Annotated in this window: 12 protein-coding genes; 1 reads left to right on the plus strand and 11 read right to left on the minus strand. The window is 66.0% G+C overall.

The window, feature by feature from the left end; translation table 11 throughout:
* Positions 1-4 precede the first annotated feature (4 nt).
* The 11 genes from NUW50_RS11765 to NUW50_RS11815 all read right to left on the minus strand — a co-directional run bounded on the left by NUW50_RS11765 (position 5) and on the right by NUW50_RS11815 (position 14838).
* The gene (locus tag NUW50_RS11765; RefSeq protein ID WP_258289331.1) at positions 5-466 is read right to left on the minus strand and encodes a hypothetical protein; all 462 of its coding nucleotides are present in this window, start codon (positions 464-466) and stop codon (positions 5-7) included.
* 622 nt (positions 467-1088) lie between these two features.
* Positions 1089-3410, minus strand: coding sequence for a choice-of-anchor F family protein (locus NUW50_RS11770; protein ID WP_258289332.1), 2322 nt, complete (start codon positions 3408-3410; stop codon positions 1089-1091).
* 198 nt (positions 3411-3608) lie between these two features.
* Entirely contained in the window at positions 3609-4682 is a 1074-nt protein-coding gene (locus NUW50_RS11775) for an ABC transporter ATP-binding protein (RefSeq protein ID WP_258289333.1), read from the minus strand.
* A complete protein-coding gene (locus NUW50_RS11780) occupies positions 4679-5425 on the minus strand; it encodes a glycerophosphodiester phosphodiesterase family protein (protein ID WP_258289334.1) in 747 nt (248 codons plus the stop codon). The genes NUW50_RS11775 and NUW50_RS11780 overlap by 4 nt, the downstream gene beginning before the upstream one ends.
* Positions 5426-5435: 10 nt before the next feature.
* Positions 5436-6245, minus strand: a complete 810-nt coding sequence (locus NUW50_RS11785) for a carbohydrate ABC transporter permease (RefSeq protein ID WP_258289335.1) — start codon at positions 6243-6245, stop codon at positions 5436-5438.
* Complete coding sequence (locus NUW50_RS11790) at positions 6235-7170, minus strand: carbohydrate ABC transporter permease (protein ID WP_258289336.1); 936 nt, start codon at positions 7168-7170, stop codon at positions 6235-6237. Before NUW50_RS11790 ends, NUW50_RS11785 begins: the two co-directional genes overlap by 11 nt.
* Entirely contained in the window at positions 7167-8423 is a 1257-nt protein-coding gene (locus tag NUW50_RS11795; protein ID WP_258289337.1) for an ABC transporter substrate-binding protein, read from the minus strand. Before NUW50_RS11795 ends, NUW50_RS11790 begins: the two co-directional genes overlap by 4 nt.
* A gap of 155 nt (positions 8424-8578) precedes the next feature.
* Positions 8579-11626, minus strand: a complete 3048-nt coding sequence (locus NUW50_RS11800; RefSeq protein ID WP_258289338.1) for an efflux RND transporter permease subunit — start codon at positions 11624-11626, stop codon at positions 8579-8581.
* Positions 11623-12675 (minus strand): efflux RND transporter periplasmic adaptor subunit, encoded by a 1053-nt coding sequence (locus tag NUW50_RS11805; RefSeq protein WP_258289339.1) that lies wholly within the window; start codon positions 12673-12675, stop codon positions 11623-11625. The genes NUW50_RS11800 and NUW50_RS11805 overlap by 4 nt, the downstream gene beginning before the upstream one ends.
* Entirely contained in the window at positions 12672-13742 is a 1071-nt protein-coding gene (locus tag NUW50_RS11810) for an efflux RND transporter periplasmic adaptor subunit (protein ID WP_258289340.1), read from the minus strand. Before NUW50_RS11810 ends, NUW50_RS11805 begins: the two co-directional genes overlap by 4 nt.
* Positions 13743-13932: 190 nt before the next feature.
* Positions 13933-14838, minus strand: a complete 906-nt coding sequence (locus NUW50_RS11815) for a LysR family transcriptional regulator (protein WP_258289341.1) — start codon at positions 14836-14838, stop codon at positions 13933-13935.
* Positions 14839-15011: 173 nt separating this feature from the next.
* On the opposite strand from NUW50_RS11815, the gene NUW50_RS11820 reads away from it, so the two are divergent.
* Positions 15012-16040 carry an ABC transporter substrate-binding protein gene (locus NUW50_RS11820; protein ID WP_258289342.1) on the plus strand — a complete coding sequence of 343 codons (1029 nt, stop codon included), beginning with the start codon at positions 15012-15014 and terminating at the stop codon, positions 16038-16040.
* Positions 16041-16045 lie beyond the last annotated feature (5 nt).

The following is a 16045-nucleotide window of genomic DNA, read 5'->3' on the forward strand; positions in this document are numbered from 1 at the left end:
AGATCTACCCCTCAGGGCCGTGTGCGAGCCGATCAAGAAGTTTGCGGAGTGCTGAAGGATACGGCTGTTTCTTAAGGTTATGCAGCCCCTTCTTCAGTTCAGGGCATAAGCCGAGCAGCACAGCGGGATGGTGTGCACGCTCGCTTTCCGGAAGATCTTGGTTGGCCAGTGCTTTCTTGGCAGCCTTGCGGTCAGATTTGACCCATTCCTGAACTCGACCGAGAAGCCTACCCTCAGCATCGTGTGACTTTTGCGCGCTGCAGTAGACGTCCCGTGCGTCATCGAGCGAGATGCCATACACGTGACTGATCGTTGCTACCTGTTTGACCGCGTACCTTCGCTCCCGTCCTTGCTCAAATGTCAGTTTTGGCCCGGGCGCGAACTTGAACTCGCCACGGATTACAGCGGCCAGTCGCAGACTAATTTCCTGGCCAAATAGTCGCCCTTGCTCGATCAGTCTCGCCAAGCCCTCGGGTCCTTCCAGGTTCGGATACTGTAGCCAGGTTCGATCGATGGTTTGGAGATCACCCCATCGCTCTCGTTCAATCCGGACGGAGGAGCGCCATGGGTCTGTCGAATGGGGAAGCTCGCGGGCTATTAGCTCTAGTTGTGAACTCTCAGTAGGTTGTTCATCCTTCGGAATCCTCGGCTGTGGTTTGTCGATTGCAGCCTAACCCCGGATCGGATGAACAACCTACTGAGAGTTCACAACTAGATACAGACACCCGCCATCCCCGTACCGGCCGGCAGCTTCAATGCGATTGACCTTCGAAACCGTCAGTTTGCCGATCGGCATACAGCTACCATGATTGCTACCAAGAATATCGATAGCACCACCGGAACACGCAGGAAAGAGTGTGCATCTATGCCCTAAAGAAACTTGTGCGCGCCGCGACTGTAGGAACCTTCAGGAAACGCTGGAGTGCTTGATCTGCCAGACCTCGGCTCCACCAATTTCCCACCCAGATACGATTGATCGTCCGGGCAAGACCGCGCCTGTCGCGGTCTGTCCCGAAGTGGGGGCGGACGAGAATGCGCGGGGATTGCTCGCCGCGCAGTCTCTGGTTCCGGTGCTGCGGAGAGCGCTGTCAGAAGGTCATCTCGAACCCGACGCGGAGCGTGTGGCGCTCGTAGTCGTCATCGAACAGCGCACCGCGATACTCGATGCCGATGTTCGCGTTCTCGCCGATCTGCGCCTTCACCCCCGCGCCCAGGTCGAAATAGCCCGAGGAGGCGCCGTCGGCATAGGTGGTCCCGGTCAGCACCGAGCCGAAGCCGAAGGGCACCGCAAGGCTGCCGCTGTCCAGGATGGCATAGCCCGCGTGGCCGTAGAGCCGGACTCCGCCGGTCCGGGTCGGGATGTCGTAGCTGCCCTTGAGCGTCAGGCTGCCGTTCAGCACGTCGCTGCTGAACTTGTCCATGGTCACGTTGTAGAGCCCGGCCCCGGTCTCCGTGAAGCCATCGGCGCTGATGTGGTGCAGCTCGCCGGCGAAGGCCGGCCCGATCGACAGGGCGCCGAACCGCATCATCCATTCCGCCGAGGCGGCGACGAAGAAGTCCGAGGCGGTGTTGCTGGCCAGTGCGGTCGCGCTGATCCCGGCCGCGTCGATGGTGCGGGTGCTGTCGATGTCGCCGGTCTGGTAGCCGACCACGCCGCGCAGGGTCAGCCCGTTGTCGAGCTTGCGCTGGCCGAAGAACGCGCCGCCGAAATTGCGCGCCGAGAGGCTGCCGCGGTTGTCGTCGATCGTCGCGTCGGCCTCGCTGTAGCTGATCGCGAAGCCGGCCTCGATATCCGAACCGAGATCGGCAATCACGCCGGCGGTGGTGTTGAAGCCGTCGAAGGAATAGCCGATCGAATTGGCCGAGGTGCCGACCGTCCCGGTGCTTCCCGACATCGACAGGAAACCCTCCAGCCCATCGGCCAGGGCCCAGCGGGCCGCGCCGTCGTCCGGAGCGCCGTCACCGTTCTTGGTTGACAGGCCTGGCTGCGCGGGTCCGCCGAAGGCGACGCCCTTGCCCAGCGAGGTGCCGAAATACACGTTGCCGATGGTCTGCGAGCCCATCTCGTATTCCAGGTTCCGCTGCGCGCCCAGGAAGCTGTAGCCGATCCGTTCCAGCGCCTGTTGCTGTTCGGCTTCGGTCGGCAGCGCCATGATGTCGCTGATCGTGGTGAGATAGCCCGCATCCGCCCCCAGATAGGGAATGTTCGCGGCGTCGAGCGTGGCGGCCACGCCGAACTGATAGTCGGTGCCGGCGGCCGCGACGATCGGGAACAGCAGCGGGGTGATCCGGACGGTGAAGCCGCCAAGCGCGATGTCGCCCACGTCCAGCGAGAAGTTCAGGTTCAGGTTCGAGATATCCTCGATGCCGGCGACCTCCATGGCGTCGCTCGCCTGGATCAGCGCCATGATCTGGTCGGGAACCGCGACTCCCTGGGTCCCGGTATGGCCCAGATCGCCGACCGCGACGCCCAGTTCATCGGCCAGCGCCTGCAGGAACTCGGCCTGTTCGTCGATGCCGGCCGTGTCGGGATCGTCGGCGACATTGCCGTATTGCCACTCGTCGGCGCCGCTGTTGTACCAGGCGATGACCTTGGCTTCGGTGTCGGGGTCGCCATCCTGGTCCCAGAACACGCCATCGGGCAGCCGGCTGCGGTCCAGCAGGCCGTCCCCGAAGAGCGCCAGATGGTCGGCGTTGAAGAACACGCCGGTATCAAGTCGGGTGAGGTCGGCATTGGCGATCACCTCGAACCCCGCCCGGTCGGTGCTGAAGAAGCCGACGACGCCTTCCTGGCCGCCGTCACCGAACAGCCCGCCGGGGAAGAAGAACCGTTGCAGCGGGTTCTGCTCCAGATCGCCGGTCGAGACGGTCGGCCATTCCCCCGACTTGGAGGTGGCCGCGACGAGGTTGTCGAAGGACACGCCGTCGGCGCCCCCGGCCGCGACCGGCGTGAAATCGGCGCCGGAGCCGGTGCCCAGGACAAAGCTGAACCCGGCCACCCGGGCGCCGCTGAAGTTGGTCAGCTTGCCGTAGTTGAAATACTCGGTGACGCCGCCCGACGCGGCGGTCAGGAACATCATGTCGAATCCTGCCGGCCCCTGAAGCCAGGACTTCCAGCGCTTGCCGGTGCCCGAGGGGGAATCGCAGGTGTTGTCGTTGTTGGCCATCAGGCAGTTCTCCACGCCGGATGGCGAGAACCCGTTGGCCGAGGTGAAGTCGTCGTTGTTCAGCGTCCCGGTGACCGGCTTCAGCCCCGGCGCCACCACGTTTTCGCTTTCATCGATGTAGATGATGCCGTCACCGAAGGTGCCGTCGAAGCCCGTGATCTCGCCGCCGAACCCGGGGGAAGCCCCCAGAGTCGCTGACATGACCAGCGCGGTCGATGCATGCAGCATGCGTTTGGTCGTCATATCCGTCGTTCCCCTGGTTCAATTCGTTCGGACAACTCTGGGCGATGGCCGGGGGGCGGATTATGCGCCAGATCAAATTCATGAAAACAAATATGTTTTGCGGATCACGAAACAGCCGATTGCGGGTCCGATGCATCGCTCCGGGCCGGCGGGTCGTGACCCGGTCCGGTGCCTTGAAGACAGCTGGGCGGCGAGATGTCAGGCGATCACATTCGCCGCCTGCACCCGGCTGGCCGGGGCCCGCACCGGGGTCTCGATCCGGGCGCCGGTGGTCTGGTCGAAGCACAGCGCCTTGCCCGGATCGTGGGTGATCCAGACCGGCCCGGCCCCCGGCGGCAGCGCGCTGCGCGGCGCGGCCACGACCAGGCGGCCGGCATCGGTATCGCAATGCAGGACCAGCACCGCGCCGGTCATTTCCGACAGCGTCACCCGCCCGGCAATGGCGGGCCCGGCGGGGCGGCTGGCATGGACCGTCAGGGTTTCGGGTCTCAACCCGACGACGCAGCCCGAAGGGCCCTGCCAGCCCGGCAGGTCCATCGCCGGCAGCAGGTTGATCGGCGGCTGGCCCAGAAAGGCCGCCACAGCCTGGGTGGCCGGGCGGTCATAGATCGCCTCGGGCGTGTCGAATTGCAGCAGATGCCCGTCCATCATCACCGCGATCCGGTCGGCCAGGGTCAGCGCCTCGGTCTGGTCATGGGTGACGAAGATGATGGTGGCGCCGAGCTGTCGATGCAGGTCCTTGATCTCGGTGCGCATCTCGACCCGCAGCGCGTTGTCGAGGTTCGACAGGGGTTCGTCCATCAGGAAGGTCGAGCTGTCGCGGGCCATGGCGCGGCCCATCGCCACCCGCTGCCGCTGGCCGCCGGAGAGCGCGCCGGGCTTGCGGTCGAGATAGGGGCCGAGCTGCAGGGTCTGCGCCACGGCCTCGGCCCGGGCGATCCGTTCGCGCTTCGGCACCCGGCGCAGTTCCAGCCCGAAGCCGATGTTGTCGCGCACCGACATGTGCGGATAGAGCGCGTAGTTCTGGAAGATCATCGCGATGTCGCGGTCCTGCGGGGCCAGCTCGTTGGCGCGCCGGCCGGCGATGATGATCTCTCCCTGTTCGCAGGATTCCAGCCCCGCGATCAGCCGCAGCAGGGTCGATTTTCCGCAGCCGGAAGGGCCGACGATGACGATGAACTCGCCGTCGCGGATGTCCATCGAGACGTCGTGGAGCACCTGCGGCCCGCCGGGATAGGTCTTGCGGATGCGGTCGAGGGTGATCGCGCTCATGCCCCGGCCCCCCGATGGGCGCGGCGCAGGGCGATGGCCAGGCTGGGGCGGTCGGTGGTGAAGACCTTGACCCCGAGATCGAGCGCCTTGCCGATCCGAGCCGCGTCATGCGCCGCCCAGACCCCGAATTCCAGGCCCGCCGCCTGTGCCCCGGCCATCAGCGCCGCGTCGGCGGTATCGACATGCAGGCCGATCTCGGCCAGGTCCCGGCGCCGGGCAAGATCGAACAGCGCCGCGGGCCCAAGCTGGCGCAGGACCGGCGGGCTGACCAGCCAGAGCCTCGGCCGCGTCGTCTCGCTTCCCAGTTCGGTCAGCGTGTCGAGCAGGAAGGACGAGAAGACGGTGCGCTCCAGCATCCCTTCGCGCTTCAGCGTCGCGACCACTTCGGGCACGAAATCGCGATAGGCGAGGCCGTCGGCCCCGGGCTTGATCTCGCAGCGGAAGCCGACCCGGCCGGGCCGGAAGATCGCGCAGAGCTCGGCCAGCGAGATCGGGTGCCCGCCGGCGCCATAGTTTATGGTCGCAGCGCGGACCTCGGCCTCGGTCAGTTCGGCGATGGCGCCGCTGCGGTCGGTAGTGCGGTCCAGGGTCGGATCATGATGCACCATGATGGCGCCGTCTCGGGTCGGGTGCAGGTCGAATTCGACCTCTTCCAGCGCCATGGCGGCGGTGGCTGCAAATCCCTGCGGGGTCGAATCCCCGAACTCCAGGGTGCCGCCGCGATGCGATGCGATGCGGGTCATGTCTTGGTCCTCACTTCAATGCGCCCATGGTGATGCCGCGCACCAGGTGCCGTTCGATCAGCAGGAAGCCGGCCAGGACCGGCAGGATGGTGATGGTCGAGGCGGCCATGACCAGGGGCCAGTCCACCGCGCCTTCACCGGGGTTGAGCTTGTAGAGCCGGGCCAGCCCGATCTGCAGCGTGTAGAGATCCTCCCTGCCCACCGCGACCAGCGGCCAGATGTAGTTGTTCCACTCGCCGATGAAGATGAAGAGCCCCATCGACAGAATCGCCGGCCGGGCAATCGGCACGATCACCCGCCACAGCACCTGGATCGGGCGGGCGCCGTCCATGTAGGCGGCCTCGTCCAGCGCCCTGGGGATGCCCTTGATGTACTGCCGCAGGAAGAAGGCCGCGAAGCCGTTCGAGATCGCCGGCAGCACCAGCCCGGCATAGCTGTCCAGCAGCCCGACCCTGGCCAGCGACAGGTAGTTCGGGATCAGGGTGATGTGGCTGGGGATCATCAGCGTCGCCACGGTCGCGGCGAACATCAGGTTGCCGCCGGGAAAGTCGAACCGGGCAAAGGCGTAGGCCGCCATCGTCGCCAGGCTCAGCCCGATCAGCGTGACCAGGCCCGAGACGATCACGCTGTTCAGCAGGTAGCGGGCGAAGTCGTACTGGCCGATGGCGCGGATGAAATTGTCCAGGGTCGGGTCGAAACCGCCCTGGTAATAGCTCTGCGCGGTCTGGAACGAGACCGCGATGGAATAGAGCGCCGGCGACAGGAACAGCAGGCCGCCCAGCAGGGCGAGGGCGGCCAGCCAGCGGTTTTCACGAGCCATAGTGGATATTCCGTCCCAGGAAACGCGACTTGATCAGCGCCAGGGCGATCAGCAGCACGAAGAGCAGCACCGCCAGCGCCGACCCGGTGCCGATGTCGAACAGGGTGAAGCCGACCCGGAACAGCATGTTGACCAGCATGTCGGTGGCGCCGGCCGGTCCGCCATGGGTCATCACGTCGACGATGGTGAAGACCTGAAAGGCGTCGATGACCGAGATCACCAGCAGGAAATAGGTCGTCGGCATGACCAGCGGCAGGGTGACCCGGCGAAAGACATGCCGGCGCCGGCCTCCGTCGATCGCGGCGGCGTCATAGAGTTCCTGCGGGATCGCCTGCAGCCCGGCGATATAGATGATGATGTCGTAGCCGAGCTGTTTCCAGGTATTGACCAGGATCAGCACGAAGAGCGCCAGCTGCGGGTCCTGCAGCCACATGACCTTCGGCGCGCCCAGCAGTTGCAGCCCGGCGTTCATGAGCCCGTAATCGGTCGAGAAAATCCACGAGAAGACCACCGCGATGGCGACGGTCGAGGTCACCGAGGGCAGGAACAGGGCGCCGCGCAGGAAGCGCGAGGGCAGGGTCTCGCGCACCAGGTAGCTGGCGATGCCGAGCGCCAGCAGCAGCCGCAGCGGAACCGAGATCAGCGCAAAGACCGTGGTGACCTTCAGCGCGTTCCAGAACTCGTGCGAGGACAGCAGCAGCCGGTAGTTGTCCAGCCCGACGAAGGGCTTGTCGGGCGACAGGAAGTCCCACTCCCGGAAGCTCAGGTTCAGGCTGGCGGCGATCGGGATATAGGTGAAGGCGGCGATGAAGCCCATCAGCGGCAACACCATCAGATAGGGTGTCGCCCGGCGGCGCAGCCCGGCCCGGAACAGGCTGTGGCGGCCCCCGGAAGGGACCGCCGACGGATCGGTGAGGGTGCTCAATTTGTGCGCGCTTCTTCCTGGCGGGTCCGCTCGGCGAACGCGTCGAGGGTGTCCTGCACGCCGCGCTGGCCAAGCGCCATGGCCTGCCACATTTCGTATTCGGTGGCGCGCATCCAGGTGACGACCGGCGGGCGGGGCCGGCCCTTGGCGAAGGGCAACTGGTCGATGGCGACCCGGATGCCCGGCTTGGTCTTCAGCGCCTCGGCGGCCAGCGGTTGCTCGGCGGTGTGCTTGTTGATCGGCATGTAGCCGGTCACCGAGAACCAGAGCGCGTTCGATTCCGGCGAGGCGGCGTAGCTGATGAACTTGTAGGCGGCGTCCTGCACCTCTTTCTCGGAGGTCGAGAGGATGCCGATCCCGGCGCCCCCGATCGGCACCCGGCAGACCTTGTTGCAGGGCATCGGCCGCACCACGACATCGTCGCCCAGGGCCGAGATCGCCCCGCCGTAGTTGCCGGTGGAGTTCATCATCAGCCCGACCTTGCCGGCATAGAAGGCGTCGCGGCCGTTCTTCTCTTCGGTGACGCCGTCGGGCGAGGCGACCTTGGCCTCATGCACCAGCGAGGCCATCCAGTCGTAGGCTTCGACGGTGTTCGGCGCGTCGATCAGGATCTCCCCGGTGACCGAGTCGATCAGGTCGCTGTCGTTCGACATGATCAGGCCCCAGCGGGCGAACTGGCCCGGCGCGGCGATGCCCGTGATGCCCTGGTCGCCCAGCTTTTCGGTGATGGTCTTGGCGACGTTCAGCAGGTCGTCATAGGTCTTGAGCGGCGGTTCCTCGTCATAGCCGGCCTGCTCGAGGATCGCCTTATTGTAGTAGAGGACCGGGGTCGAGGAGTTGAACGGCACGATGTAGTTCTTGCCGTCATAGACCCCCACTTCACGGGCGAAATCGAAGAGATCGTCCTTCAGCGGATCGGCATCGAGATAGGGCGTCAGGTCCAGCAGCACGCCACGGTCCGCGAACAGGCCATAGCGGGTCACCTCCATGATCACCGCGTCCGGCGCCCGCCGGGCCGGGATCGCCGCCTGCAGCTTGGAGACGATGTCGTTGTAGTTGCCGACGTATTGGGCATCGATGTCGATCCCCGGATTGGCGGCTTCGAATTTCTCCACGATCTCGTTCAGCGCATCGCCCGATGCGCCGCTGAAGCTGTGCCAGAACTCGACCGTGACATCGGCCATTGCCGGTGCCGCGATCGAGCCGAGCGCAAGCGCCCCGGCCGCAATGACGGTTCTGTTCGAGTTTCTCATATCCTCGGCCCCCAAATGATGGATTGACGCAGCGCGGGAGGCGCTGTCGCCGCGAGTCTTTGGGGCGTGGATTTGGAGGTTGGGTGAAGCTTTCTTGAAGCTTTCGTGAAAACCGGCGGGTCCGCCGGCCCCGGCGGGGCCGGGGCCGGATGCGCCTATGCGTCGGGCGCGGGTTTCTTCACCCGGAACACGGCCAGGTAGAGCGCCGGCGCGAAGACCAGGGTGATCACGGTGCCGGCGATGATGCCGCCCATCATCGCATAGGCCATCGGACCCCAGAAGATCTGCCGCGAGATCGGGATCAGCGCCAGGCTGGCGGCGGCGGCGGTCAGCAGGATCGGCCGGGCCCGCGAGTCCGAGGCCTCGAAGACCGCATCCCAGGCCGAGCGGCCCTTTGCGCGCAGGGTCTCGATTTCATCGACCAGGATGATCGAGTTGCGCATCAGGATGCCGATCAGCGCCAGCGCGCCGAGGATCGCCACGAAGCCGAGCGGCGCGCCCGAGGGCAGCAGAGCCGCCACCACCCCGATCAGGCCCAGCGGGGCGACGCAGATCACCACGAAGGCGAGCCGGAAGCTCTGGGTCTGGATCATGATCAGAGTCAGCATGACCAGCAGCATCAGCGGGACCACGGCGATGATCGGCGCCTGGCTCTCGGCCGAGGATTCGACCGTGCCGCCGACCACGACCTGATAGCCCTCGGGCAGATCGGCGTTGAAGGCCGCGATCTGGTCGGAGAAATCGTCCACGATGGTCGCCGGCTGATCCGAGGTGCGGATCGCCGCCTTGACCGTGATGGTCGGCATCCGGTCGCGCTGATGGATCAGCGGCGCCTCGGTGTCATAGCTGAAGGTCGCGATCGAGCGCAGCGGGATGATCGCGTTGCCGGTGCCGGCCAGTTGCAACTCGCCCAGGGCCTGGACCGATTGCCGCGATTCGGCATCGCCCCGGGCCAGGATGTCGATCAGGTATTCCGAGTCCCTCAGCTGGGTGACGCTGGTTCCGTCATAGATCGCGTTCAGCGTGATGGCGATGTCCTGCGGGCTGATGCCCAGCTGGCGGGCCTTGTCCTGCAGGATGTCGACCCGAACCACCCGGGCCGGTTCGTTCCAGTCCATCACGATATCGTCCAGCCGGCTGTCGGTGGCGATCAGCGCGGTCAGGGCGCGGGCCTGGTCGCGCAGGGTCTCGGGGTCGGGGCCCGAGATGCGATACTGCACCGGACGCCCGACCGGCGGCCCGATCTCGAGCAGCTTCACGAAGATGTCGATGCCGGGGAACTCCCGTTCCGAAATCTCGTTCAGCTGCGCGCGCAGGGCGTCGCGCGCCTCGACCGAAGGTGTCTGGATGACGATCTGGCCGGTGTTGGGCCCCGGTGTCGGAACGTCATAGGCCAGCAGGAACCGGGGCGCACCGCGCCCGACATAGGAGGACCAGAACAGCACGTTCTCGTTGTCGTCCAGATAGGCCTCCATCCGGTCCATCTGCCGCGCGGTCTCGGTGATCGAGGCATTCTGCGGCAGGTTGAAGTCGACGATGAGTTCGGGGCGGTCGGAACTGGGGAAGAACTGGTTCTCGATGAACCGCATCCCGTAGAGCGAGACGCCGAACACCGCCACCGTGACCGTGATGGTGATCCAGCGGTGGTCCATCGCCCGGCGCAGCACCGCGTGGAAGACCCGCCGCATGGCACCCGGCTGTCCGTCATGGTGCTTCATGGTGGCGGGCAGGAAGGTCACGCCGAGGAGCGGCGCGAAGAGAACCGCGACGATCCAGGACACGATCAGCGAAATCAGGATGACGACGAAGAGCGAGAAGGTGAACTCGCCCGCGGCCGAGTTGTTGAGCCCCACCGGAATGAAGCCGGCGACGATGATCAGCGTGCCCGAGAGCATCGGAAAGGCGATCGAGGTCCATGCATAGGAGGCCGCCTTTGTCAGGGTCTCGCCCTTTTCCAGCCGGGTGATCATGGTCTCGATGGTGATCATCGCGTCATCGACCAGCAGCCCCAGGGCGATGATCAGAGCCCCCAGCGAGATCCGTTGCAGGGTGAAGCCGGTATATTGCATGATGGCGAAGGTGATCGCCAGCACCAGCGGAATGGTCAGCGACACGACCAGCCCGGCCCGCACGCCCAGTGACAGGAAGCTGACCGCCAAAACGATCAGGACCGCTTCCAGCAGCGCCCGCAGGAAATGCCCGACGGCCTCGTCCACCACATGCGGCTGGTCCGCGACCTGATGGATGTCGAGCCCGATCGGCAGCTTGGCCTGCGCCGCCGCGATCACCTCGTCCAGATGCTTGCCGAACTCGATGATGTTGGCGCCGTCCTTCATGCCCACCGAAAGGCCGACCGCTTCCTGCCCGTTGTAGCGGAACATGGTTTCGGGCGGGTCTTCGTAGCCGCGCTGGATGTCGGCCACGTCGGTGAGCCGGAAGAAGCGGTCGCCGACGCGGAGATTGATCTTCTCCAGGCTTTCGGCGCCCGAGAACTGTCCGCCGATGCGGACCAGGATCCGTTCCGGCCCGGCCTTGATCACGCCCGAGGGCACAATCGCGTTCTGTGCCGCCAGCGTCGCCTGCACCTGCTGTTGGTTCAGGCCCAATGCGGCCAGCCGCTGGGTCGAGAACTCCAGATAGATGACCTCGTCGCGCGTGCCGAAGATCTCGACCTTGCCGGAATCGTCCAGCGCCTGCACATCGCGCCGCACCTGTTCGGCATAGTCGCGGACCTCGCGCGGGGTGAACCCGTCGGAAGTGAAGGCGTAGATGTTGCCGAAGACATCGCCGAAACTGTCGTTGTAGACGAAGCCCGCGAATTCCGCGGGAAACTCGGAACGGATGTCCTCCATCATGTTGCGGACCCGCTGCCAGATGATCGGCAGTTCGGAGGATTTGGTCGTCGGCAGCAGCTCGACATAGACGATGCTCTGGCCCGGCCGGGTGACCGAACGGGTGAAGTCCAGCTCGTCCAGGTCCTCCAGCTTCTTCTCGATCCGGTCGGTGACCTGGGTCAGCGTTTCCTGCGTGTCGGCGCCGGGCAGGGCGGCCGAGACGATCATCGTCTTGATCGCGAAATTCGGGTCTTCCTCGCGGCCGATCTCGACATAGGCAAGGGCGCCCGCCACCAGCGAGACCAGCATGAAGAACCAGACCAGCGAACGGTGCCGCAGCGCCCAGTCGGACAGGTTGAAGCTCTTCATTCCGACACGCGCGGGCCGACAAGCTGCCCGTCCTCAACCAGGTGGATTCCATGGGTCAGAACCTCGTCGCCGGGGCTGAGCCCGTCGGTCACGATGACATAGGTCCCGACACGCTCGCCCAGGGTGACCTGGCGCAGGCCGACGGTATCGGTGGTGCGGTCGATCACCCAGACCGAGGCGGGTTCGAGCACCGCGGCGGCGGGCAGAAGGATGCCGCTGTCCGCGGCCAGTTCGGGCACCACATGGACCAGCGCGCCGAGGCGGAACCCGTCCGCCGCGTCCTGCAGCCGCAGGTGCACGCGCCGGGTCCGGGTCGTGCGTTCGGCGAGCGGGTCGATCCGGTCGGTGATCGCGGTGGCGGTGACGTCGGGGTTGGCGTCCAGTACGACCGTGAATTTCGTGCCCGGCTTCAGCAGCGCCGCGTCGCTTTCCGACAGGTCGATGACGACTTCGCGGGCGCCGGTGGCGGCCAGGCGCAGGACCGGCTCTCCGGCCGACAGCGTGGCGCCCGGCTCGGCGAATATCTGCGTCACCACGCCGTCGAAGGGCGCGGTCAGGGTCGCCAGGTTGCGCAGGTCGGTCGCCCGCGCCAGCGCCGCCTTGGCCTGTTCCACCGCCGCCTCGGCGGCCACCAGCGTCCGTTCGGCATCTTCCAGCCGGGTCTCGCTGCCGACCTCGCGGGCCAGCAGCTCGGCGGCCCGGTCGCGCGCATCGCTGGCCGATTGCCGCTGCGCCTCGGCGATGGTGACACTGGCTTCGGCCGAACGGAGATCGGCATCGAGATCCTCGGTGTCGATCCGGGCCAGCACGTCGCCCTCGGCCACCTGGTCGCCCAGATCGACGCCGCGTTCGACGATCGTTCCGATCAGGGGAAAGCCCAGGTCGGCCTCGCTGCTGGCGGTGACCGAGCCCACATAGGACAGCGGCAGGCCGGTCTGCTCTCCGACGATCACCGACATGACCGGACGTTTCACGGGCTCGGGCGCGGTGTCCTCGGCCAGAGCCGGCAGGGCGGCCAGGCAGGCCAGCAGGATCGCAAACGGTCTCATTCCGTCACCTCCACCTTCCGCACCTGTCGGTCGGGATACATCAGCTGTGCCCCGCGGGCGACGACCAGCGCGCCCTCTTCGAGCCCGCCGGACAGGACAATTCGGCCGTTCTCGTAGCGCTCGATCTGGATCGGGGTCAGCCTGACCCGCATCGTTTCGGGATCCACCTGCCAGACAGCGGGGCCGGCCGCGGTGGCGGAAATGGTGGTATAGGGCAGGGTGATGCGGTCGCTGGCGACCAGCGAGGCGGTGCCGCGCACGGCCTCGCCGAAGTTCAGCCCCTCGGGCGGGTCGGGAATGTAGATCGTCACCGCGACGGTGCCCGTCGCCGGATCGACAAGCGGCGAGATTCTCTCGACCGTGCCGGCGAACTGGACCTGCGGATCGTCGAGCCGGCTGAGCATGACCGTTCCGATCGGAATGTCGCCGGTCAGCAGCACCTCGGGCACGTCGAAGATCGCCTCGATCCCGGTATCCAGCGCCAGTTCAAAGAGCGGCTGCGCAGCGCCGACGACCTGGCCCGGCTCGGCGTTCCGCTGGGTGACTATGGCGGCGGCGGGGGCCAGAAGCTCGGTATCGGCGAGCGCCTTCCTGGCCTGGTCGAGCTCGGCCTGGGCCCGGGCCAGGGTGCCTTCCGCGACGCGCAGGGCATCGTCGGCGGCATCGCGGGCGGCGCGGGTGGTCGCGCCGCGCTCCAGCAGCGCCTCGGAGCGGGACAGGTCGGCGACCGCCTGACGGTGGTCGGCCTCGGCGGTCAGCAGGCCGGCCTCGGCGGCGCGCACCGCCTGTTCCTGCTGCACCGATTCCATCCGGGCAAGAAGATCACCCGCTGCCACCTGGTCGCCGACCTCGACCCGCACCTCGGCGATGCGCCCGCTGGCGGGAAAGGCGACCGGCAGGGTCTCGCGTGGTTGCAGTTCTCCGGTCAGCGAATAGTTGCGGATGTCGGGGGTGGCATGGGCGGTGACGATCTCGACGCCCAGCGGCTCCTGTGCCGTGGCCGGGCCCTGGCCGAGTGCCAGCAGCGCCACCGCGCCGGGCATCAGGGAACGGGCGACATGCCGCATCAGGCGTCGGACTGTGCGGGGCTTTTGAACCTGACCAATCAAGGGTTTCCTGCCTTTTCTTCGGGCATGTCGGCCTGGGGCCGCGAACAACGCTTGCCGTAGCGCAAGCCAGAGTGACACAACGGATGGCCGGGCAACTGTCAAGAGCGCCGTCGCGTCGATTCCCGGACGCGGAGCGGCGCCGGCCATCTCAGTTGTCCAGGCGCATCGGCGCCATGGTGCGCTGCACGGCGGCACAGAGCAGCCGCTTCGCCGGGTCGATGCCCTGGGTGGCCGAGACGAAGACCCCGATCCGGACATTGGTCAGGGTTTCCTGCATCAGGGGCACAAAGCAGAGTTCGCCGCGCATGATCTCATCGTAGAAGCCTATCTTGGTGTACAGCCCGATGCCCTGATTATCGAGGATCATCTGCTTGGCCAGGGTGAGCATGTTGGTGAAGATATGGGTCGACAGCGGCGAGGCCAGCGAGGCGATCGCCTGGTCGATGATCGAATTGCGCCCGCGCGCGTCGATGGTCCGCACCATCCGGTAGGGCGCGATATCGTCGATCCGCACGCTGCTGCGCCCGACCAGTGGATGATCGGGCCGGACCAGGATGCCGAAGGGCGCCGACTTTTCCGACAGGACCCGCGCGTCGGGGTGGGATTCGAAACTGAAGCTGATGCCGATGTCGGCACTGCCGTCGGCAACGGCCTGGATCACCTCGTCCGGCTGCGCCGTGGTCACCGAGATCGAGATGTCGGGGAAGGCGTCGCTGAATTTGCGAATCGCCTGCGGCAGGACGCTCAGCGCCACGGAATCGACCGTGTGGACGTTGATATGGCCGGTGCGCAGATCACGGGCGTCGTCGATCAGCACCTTGGCCCGGTTGTAGTCGTGCAGGGTGGTGCGGCAGTGCTCCAGCAGGATACCGCCGACGGCGGTCAGTTCGACGCCTTCCGGAGTGCGGGTGAACAGCGATACGCCCAGCTTGTCTTCGACGCTGAGGATCTTGCGGTTGACCGATGTCGAGGAAACATTGAGCACCAGGGCCGCCTTGCGGATCGACCCCTGGCGGGCGACCTCGTCGAAATATTTCAGGAAAATCGAGTGCATCTACCGGCCCCGGTGGTCCTGCACGGATCGGAGGGGTGATGCAAAAAATGCCTCACCGTTGGCAGGGGTTTATTCTTCTTGCATCGCCCCCGGTCACCGTAGAGTCAAGTATCAGGGCCACGTCAGAAGGGCCGCAGTCCCGAAAAACCCAATTCCGACTGGAGAGATAACCTATGACCCGCACGCCCGCTTCCCTTGACCGCCGCGCGTTCCTGACGGCCACCGGCGCCGCATTGGGCGGCACGATGATCGGTATCCGCCCCGGCCGCGCTCAAGACCTTTACGAAGTCCGGATGCAGCTTGGCTGGCTGGCATCGAACGGCATCCTCGGCGAAATCGCCGCCGACAAGATGGGCTTCTATGCCGACGAGGGGCTGAGCCTCGAGATCGTGCCCGGCGGGCCGAATATCGACGGCGTCGCCTCGGTCGCCTCGGGTCAGGCCAATCTGGGCTCGATCTCCTCCAGCCCCTCGCTGATGCTGGCCCGCTCGGCCGGGCTGCCGATCAAATGCATCGCGGTCGGCTATCAGCAGCACCCGTTCACCTATTTCTCGCTGAAGAAGAACCCGGTCCGCACGCCGCAGGACTTCATCGGCAAGAAGGTCGGAACCAACGGCACCGCGCGGATCCTGCTGCAGGCGCTGCTGGCGGCCAACAACATCCCCGAGGATCAGGTCGAGGTGCAGGTGATCGGCGCTGACATGTCGCCGCTGATGACCGGCCAGGTCGATGTCGTGACCGGCTGGAAGACCAACACCAGCGCGCTTGCGGTTCTGGGCGACCAGCGGGTCGATCTGTCGCTGTGGGATGCCGGGGTGCAACTCTACGCCAACCCCTATTACGTCAACGACTCGACGCTGGCCGATCACCCGGACAAGGTCGAGGCGATGCTGCGCGCCAGCGCCCGGGGCTGGGGCTATGTCCATGACAACCCCGAGAAAGCGGTGGAATACCTGCTGGAACGCTATCCCAACATGGACCGCGACAACGAAATGGCGACGGTCGATCTGGTGAATGCCTATTCCTTCGACGAGCACACCCGCGAAAACGGCTGGGGCACCATGACCAAGGAGAACTGGCAGCGGCAGATCGATACCTATGCGGCCCTGGGTCAGTTCCAGTCGGACCCGCCGAACGTCGATGACATCATGACGCTGTCGGTGCTGGAAGCGACCGCCGACGTCCGCCCGCACTACGGGTGAGCGAG

It is taken from the genome of Frigidibacter sp. ROC022, assembly GCF_024723735.1.
In the GTDB taxonomy this organism is placed as follows: Bacteria; Pseudomonadota; Alphaproteobacteria; order Rhodobacterales; family Rhodobacteraceae; genus SLM-1.

Bases quoted from the DNA above. Each gene is read 5' to 3' on its own strand.
- NUW50_RS11770 (WP_258289332.1), bottom strand. From the start codon at position 3,410: ATGACGACCAAACGCATGCTGCATGCATCGACCGCGCTGGTCATGTCA.
- NUW50_RS11775 (WP_258289333.1), bottom strand. From the start codon at position 4,682: ATGAGCGCGATCACCCTCGACCGCATCCGCAAGACCTATCCCGGCGGG.
- NUW50_RS11780 (WP_258289334.1), bottom strand. From the start codon at position 5,425: ATGACCCGCATCGCATCGCATCGCGGCGGCACCCTGGAGTTCGGGGAT.
- NUW50_RS11785 (WP_258289335.1), bottom strand. From the start codon at position 6,245: ATGGCTCGTGAAAACCGCTGGCTGGCCGCCCTCGCCCTGCTGGGCGGC.
- NUW50_RS11795 (WP_258289337.1), bottom strand. From the start codon at position 8,423: ATGAGAAACTCGAACAGAACCGTCATTGCGGCCGGGGCGCTTGCGCTC.
- NUW50_RS11800 (WP_258289338.1), bottom strand. From the start codon at position 11,626: ATGAAGAGCTTCAACCTGTCCGACTGGGCGCTGCGGCACCGTTCGCTG.
- NUW50_RS11805 (WP_258289339.1), bottom strand. From the start codon at position 12,675: ATGAGACCGTTTGCGATCCTGCTGGCCTGCCTGGCCGCCCTGCCGGCT.
- NUW50_RS11810 (WP_258289340.1), bottom strand. From the start codon at position 13,742: ATGCGGCATGTCGCCCGTTCCCTGATGCCCGGCGCGGTGGCGCTGCTG.
- NUW50_RS11815 (WP_258289341.1), bottom strand. From the start codon at position 14,838: ATGCACTCGATTTTCCTGAAATATTTCGACGAGGTCGCCCGCCAGGGG.
- NUW50_RS11820 (WP_258289342.1), top strand. From the start codon at position 15,012: ATGACCCGCACGCCCGCTTCCCTTGACCGCCGCGCGTTCCTGACGGCC.